Source organism: Paenibacillus sp. sgz302190 (genome assembly GCF_059820445.1).
The window spans coordinates 77,122-83,400 of sequence record NZ_JBZYAO010000005.1 but is presented as its reverse complement, the minus strand read 5'-3'; the positions used below and the strand labels follow the sequence as shown (position 1 = coordinate 83,400).

General features: G+C 52.8%; 4 protein-coding genes. All 4 read right to left on the bottom strand.

The features are described 5' to 3' along the window. Nucleotides 1-126 precede the first annotated feature (126 nt). Nucleotides 127-1,923 carry an ABC transporter transmembrane domain-containing protein gene (locus tag AC6RNO_RS08495; RefSeq protein WP_497105186.1) on the bottom strand — a complete coding sequence of 599 codons (1,797 nt, stop codon included), beginning with the start codon at nt 1,921-1,923 and terminating at the stop codon, nt 127-129. Beyond that, nucleotides 1,898-3,691, bottom strand: a complete 1,794-nt coding sequence (locus tag AC6RNO_RS08490) for an ABC transporter transmembrane domain-containing protein (protein ID WP_497105185.1) — start codon at nt 3,689-3,691, stop codon at nt 1,898-1,900. The genes AC6RNO_RS08495 and AC6RNO_RS08490 overlap by 26 nt, the downstream gene beginning before the upstream one ends. A 42-nt stretch (nt 3,692-3,733) precedes the next feature. Next, on the bottom strand, nt 3,734-5,008 hold the full coding sequence (gene ectB, locus AC6RNO_RS08485) for a diaminobutyrate--2-oxoglutarate transaminase (RefSeq protein WP_474681483.1): 1,275 nt from the start codon (nt 5,006-5,008) through the stop codon (nt 3,734-3,736). Between the two features lie 129 nt (nt 5,009-5,137). Further along, complete coding sequence (locus tag AC6RNO_RS08480) at nt 5,138-5,941, bottom strand: thioesterase II family protein (RefSeq protein WP_474681484.1); 804 nt, start codon at nt 5,939-5,941, stop codon at nt 5,138-5,140. Nucleotides 5,942-6,279 lie beyond the last annotated feature (338 nt).

Here is a 6,279-nt window from a genome sequence, read left to right as displayed (position 1 = left end):
GATACGCACGCACACTCCTGTCAAATTATAAAGATGGAATCCAGGGACAGCCCCTTCTATGTGTGAGGAGTCTGTCCGAGGAACTCCGTAGAAGGTTTGCACAAAAGCAACCCGTCGGACAGACTCCTAGGCCGGCTCTTTCTCTGAATGCGAATGAAATTGCAGGTTGTAAAGTTCGGCGTACAAGCCGTCCTTATCCAGCAGTTCTTGATGTGTGCCCTGTTCTTCCAATTGGCCGCCGGCAATTACGCAAATTGAATCCGCCTTTTCGATCGTCTTCAGCCGATGAGCGATCACAAGCGTCGTTCGGTTCGCCATGAGCGTCTCCAGCGCGAGTTGGACTTCGTGCTCCGACACCGGATCCAAAGCAGCGGTCGCTTCGTCCAGCAATAAAATCGGCGAATCTTTCAGCAGCGCCCTGGCGATGGCGATCCGCTGACGCTGGCCGCCGGACAGATTGGCTCCCCGCTCGCCGACGACAGCGTTATAGCCGTCCGGGAGCTCGGCAATAAACGAATGCGCGTTGGCCGCCCTGGCCGCCCGCTCCACTTCATCGTCGCCGGCATCCAACCGGCCGATGCGTATGTTTTCGGCGATCGTGCTGTGAAACAGGAACGCCTCCTGAGGCACATAGGCGATCCGCCCTCTGATCTCTTCGAGCGAATACTGCACCGCCGGCTTCCCGTTTATTTTCAGCATGCCTCCACTCGGCGGATACAGCCCTAGCAATACTTTCATAATGGTGCTTTTGCCGCCTCCGCTAGGACCGACGAGCGCTGTTACGGAGCCTTCATGCACGCTCAAAGTCAAATCGCGAAGCACGGGCCGCTCGGCCTCATAGCCGAACGAAATGCCGCTCAGCTCAATAGCCGCCGGCTCTCCGCCCGTCACATCGGCAATCGAACCTTTATCCGGATCGGCAGGCAGAACCTGCCTCCTCGCATGCTCCCCTTCTGTCGGCTCCTGCAAAATTTCCGTGACTCGCGCAGCGCCGGCAAAAGAGTTCTGTATCAACGCTACAGCCGCTCCGAGCTGAAAAAACGTACGCGAAATGTTGCTTTGCAAATGAACGATTTGACCAAGCACACCCAGCTCCAACTGCTGTTTGGATACGAGGAACAATCCGATGAACAGCATGCCGCCCATGCTCAGAAACTGGATTAGGAAGTTGCCCGCCTCAAGCAGCCCGGACTGGTGCCCCTGCTTGATGCCTGACTCGCAGATGTCTTCGCTCATCTCTTCGCAGCGCCGTCCCACCCTGTTTGACAAACCGAACAGTTTGACGACCTGCAATCCGGCGATCAAGTCGCCCATCCGCTCCGTAAATGCGCTCATTTGAAGCTGCAGCTTATCGCTGATTTTGCGCATCGGCTTTGCATACTGCGTATTGAAAAGCACGGTGAACAGGCTGAGCACGATCAGCACCGAAGCGAAGCGCCAATCGACAACGATCAGCACCATGATTGAGCCTGCAAAAGTAATGATTTGGGATACGATCGATTTCAAATGCTCGTTGTAGGTCTGCTCGATCGTCTGCACGTCATTGGTTAAACGGGAAAGCAGGTCCCCTGAATGACGGCGCTCCGCAGCCGGGTAGGAAAGCTCTCCAATGTGTCCGAACAGCCTCGTGCGGATTTGACCAAGCGTTATTTTGATACTGCGGAGAAATAAATAGCTGAACAGGGGCGACAAAAGACTTAGCGCCGCCACGGACACGCTAACGAGCAGCACCGCCCGCGTAAGCTCGTCCGTTCGGCCGGATTGCGCATAATTAAGCAAATGCTGGATGACGAAGGACATCACAATCGTCAGACTCGCATTCACGAAACTGTCCCCGACAAGCCCTGTAACATACATGTTTCGTTGAGGTTTCATAAATGACATCAGTTGGCGAAAATCAGCGAAGGCCTGACGGAACGGCATAAGCAGCCCCCCTTTCTCGAGACTTATCTTCGCCTTCCGGCTCCGTTTCCGTAAGGGAAAGCTGATGCAAATAGAGCTTTTTATACACGCCGTTAAACTCAAGCAGTTGGTCGTGCGTTCCGCTCTCCGCAATCGTCCCTTGATCGAGAACCACAATGCGGTCAGCCTGCTTCACCGTCGAAAGGCGGTGCGCGATGACGATAACCGACGTGTTCGTCATCAACTGCTTCAAAGCTTGCTGGACTAATGCTTCGGACATCGTATCGAGCGCGGATGTGGGCTCGTCCAGCAGCAGCAGCTGCGCTTTTTTCAAAAACGCTCTCGCGATGGCGACGCGCTGCCTTTGCCCTCCCGACAAGCCGCCGCCCCGCTCGCCAAGAAGCGTGTCATAGCCGTTTGGCAGCTGCATAATGAACTCATGCGCGTTCGCCGCTTTCGCTGCGGCAATGATATCCTCCCGCGTGGCGTCCGGCCGACCGTAACCGATGTTCTCGGCCACCGTGACCGGGAACAAATACGTGTCCTGTGCGACAACCGACAGGCAGGAACGGAGTTCGGACAGCTTCCAGTCGGAAAGCGGGCGTCCAAACAATTTCACACTGCCGGCTTGTTCCGGTTCGTAAAAACGGCAAAGGAGCTTGAAAATCGTACTCTTGCCGCCTCCGCTCGCACCGACGACCGCCAATGTTTCCCCCTGCCGCAGCCGGAAGCTCACCTCGTTCAGCACGTTCGTCTGCCCGTCATAGCTAAAGGATACGTTGTCGAAAACGACCGGATCGCCCGTAAGATCGGCTTCCTGCACAGGCGTCCCATCCGCCTCCACGGGCCAGTCCAAAGCTTCGAACAAACGGCGGGCGGCACCCAAGGCCTCCTGAATTTGCCCGAGCATGGTCGGAGCCATACTGACCGGCTGCAAAATAAAACCGAGCAGGTACAGGAACAAAATGATGCCGCCGGCATCCAGCTCGCCCTGCGCGATCAAACGGCCGCCGTATACGATAACAAATACGAAAGGCGCAGCAAGAAAGAAGATCGCTATCGGGCCGAGAGCGGCATACCTTTTTTCCAGACGCAAGCTCATTTGGACGGTGTCCCTCATCAGGTTGCTGTATTTTTGAAAAAAATACGCTTGCGCCTGAAACGCCTTGATGACGGCAAGGCCTGAGACCGCATCTTGGGCCAGCGCATTGAGCTGACCCATATTTTGCTGCACTTTCTCGGAAAAAGAGCGCATGGAATTCGTCAACAAGGCGGCGATCGCCATGCCGACCGGAAGCAGGATGAGCGTGGAAAGCACCAGCTTCCAGCTTGTGAGCAGCAGCATGACCAACGCCCCGGCGAAAACGATCGGCAAGTAAAACAAATTCGCAAAATGCTGAATAAAAAAGTTTTGCAGCACTCCCGTATCGTTCGTCAATCTGGAGACCAGATCGCCGGATAAATTGCGTTCAACGGTTTCAACCGGCAGGCGGCTGATTCTGCCCACCAATTCACTCCGCAAGTCGCGCAGCGCCTTCACGCTGAATCTGGCCGAAGCGTATTTGATGAGATACCTGAAAGGCAGACCGATCACAATCATTCCTGAGATCAAGAATACAATTTCAGTTAGTGAACCGACCGTCCCGTCAACCATTCGTTCGATATACTTGCCCAGCACAATGTCTAATGCAGCCAAAATAAGCGATGCAACTACCGTAACTGCGACCCAGAAAGAATACGGTTTGACATAACGTATTAATCTGCGAAATACCGGTATGCGTTTGGTCAAAGTGGTACTCCCCCGATCACTGAAAATACCTTATTCACACAATTAACTGTTTACGAACTCAAGTTTGCCGACTGCCCGCTGCATGGCGTGTTTAATAATTTCGCAGCCGGTTTTCAAATTTTCCATCGAAATGGTTAGCGGTGGAAGGAGCTTGATTACGGTATCCTGTCTACCGGCGCGCTCGATAATAAGACCGTCCTCGAAGCACAAGTTGGTCATAAGCTTCGCCGTCGCTTCGTCCGCAAAGCCGGAAACGTCAATGCCCCAAATTAACCCCTGTCCTCTAATGGAAATAGTTTGATTTAAAGGTTTGATTTCATTCTCAAGAAACGATTTTACGAACATTTCCTTCTTCTTCACTTGCTCGTCCAGTTGAACCAGGTCCCGGAATTCCAGCGCTGCCTGGGCGGCGACAAACGCAAGCTGGTTCCCGCGAAATGTTCCGTTATGCTCGCCGGGCCCCCACTCGTCCAATTCCGGTTTAAGCAGCAGCAGCGACATCGGAAGCCCGTAACCGCTAATCGATTTGGACAATGTAACCATGTCCGGAACGATTCCTGCATGTTCAAAAGAGAAGAACGAGCCCGTTCGGCCGCAGCCCACTTGGATATCATCGATGATCAGCAATATATCGTGTCTGCTGCACAGCTCCCGAAGGCTTCTCAACCAGTCCGGGCTTACCGGGTTGACACCGCCCTCCGCCTGGATCGTTTCGATGATAACGGCTGCCGGCTTATCAATGCCGGAATGCGAATCGAGCAAAATTTCCTCCATATACGCCAGGGAATCCACGCTTCCGTATGGGTTGCCGGGATGCGGGATGAACGTGACCTGATCGAGCGGCATACCCGCACCGGCCCGCAGCGATTTATTGCTCGTGGCCGACAAGCTGCCGAGAGACATGCCGTGGAAAGCTCCCATGAATGCGAAAATTCCCGTTCTTTTCGTCACCTTCCGCGCCAGCTTCAGCGCCGCCTCCACCGCGTTCGTACCGGTCGGGCCGCAAAATTGAAGCTTGTAGTTCAAATGCTGTGGCTGGAGTACGCGCTCGGAGAAAGATAGGATAAATTCCTCCTTCGCTTTCGTGTACATATCCAAACCGTGCATGATGCGGTCTTTTTGCAAATAGTCAATCATTTTGTCTTTTATAAAATCGTTATTATGCCCATAGTTTAAAGCGCCCGCGCCAGCGAAAAAATCAATATAGGCGCGCCCGTTATCCGAATATAACAAATCCCCCTTTGCCCGGTCGAATGTCACTGGAAAAGTTCTGCAATACGATCTTACATTGGACTCCAATTGTTCAAAAATACTCATTTCACCGCACCCTCCGCTGGTTTCAATTGTTTTTTGACGCATTCATCCATGCCGCATCTTAGAAGTAATATTTTTGATATTATGGGATTTAATACAAATAGATACTATCATATCGTGAAGCAAGCGTGTCTAAATTTTGTGTAAAACAGCTTCCCGCCCGGTTGCGGGAACCAAAACCCGGGTTTCCGCCAGGTCCCTCAGCATGTAAGCTTTGAGAGATTCGAGTTCTTCGTGAATAAAGAAATGGTCTCCCTCGAACATATGCAGAGCAAACGGACCGCTTACCCGCTCTTTCCATCCTTCCAAACCCGTCCGGCTAACGCCGGTATCCTTCAAACCGCCGAACACGGTTACCGGACAAGAAACCGGCAGCTCGGCCTTGTAACGGTAAGTTTCGCAGATGGCAAAGTCGGCCCGCAGTCGTGGCAGCAAAATTTCCATCAGCTCGTCGTTTTGCAGCAGTTCGTCGGGCGTCCCGTTCAAGACGCGAAGCTCTTCCTTGAACTCCTTTTCCGGCAGCAGATGCACCTCTTTCTCCTCTACACGAAGTTGCGGAGCCGTGCAGGCCGAAACGAATAGCCGCTCAGGGCTTACGCCGTAACGCTTGTTCACCTCCTGTGCAAGTTCATAGCAGAGTAAAGCGCCCATGCTGTGCCCGAACAGCGCAAACGGCTTGTTCAGCAGCGGCTGAAGCACTCCGGCTAACGTTTGCACGACATGTTTGAGATCCGCCAAAGGCTCCTCCAACCCGCGATTCTCGCGGCCCGGGAGCTGAATCGGGCAAACATCAATGTTCCGGGGCCATGTTCTGCCCCAAGCTCTGTACAGCGATGCGCCTCCGCCGGCATAAGGCAGACAAAACAATCGCATATCTGCATTCGACTGCGGATTGGCATGAAAAACCCAGGAATTCAGTTGTGAAAACAAATTCATGGAACACTCCCCTATTCTTTTTTTTCAGGATGATGCTGTCCGGTTAAATAGACAGACTCATCCCAGTACTAACGCACAATAAATATGTTCCATATCCGCTTTTACCCGAAACCGCAACGATAAGTGTATAAATTCCCTCCAGTGCTATGATAGTGCTATGATTTCGCTTGCGCCTGCATTCTATATTTCATATTCGGCCGCATGAATTCCAGAACCGCCAATGAAAATCGGTATCCTCCTTTTCCATGTGAATCGTTGTTCGAACCGTTCTTCCGAAAATATTTTAAAAACCTGCGCCCTGAGGCCGGCTTTGCTCACACAATCGCCAATTCCACACC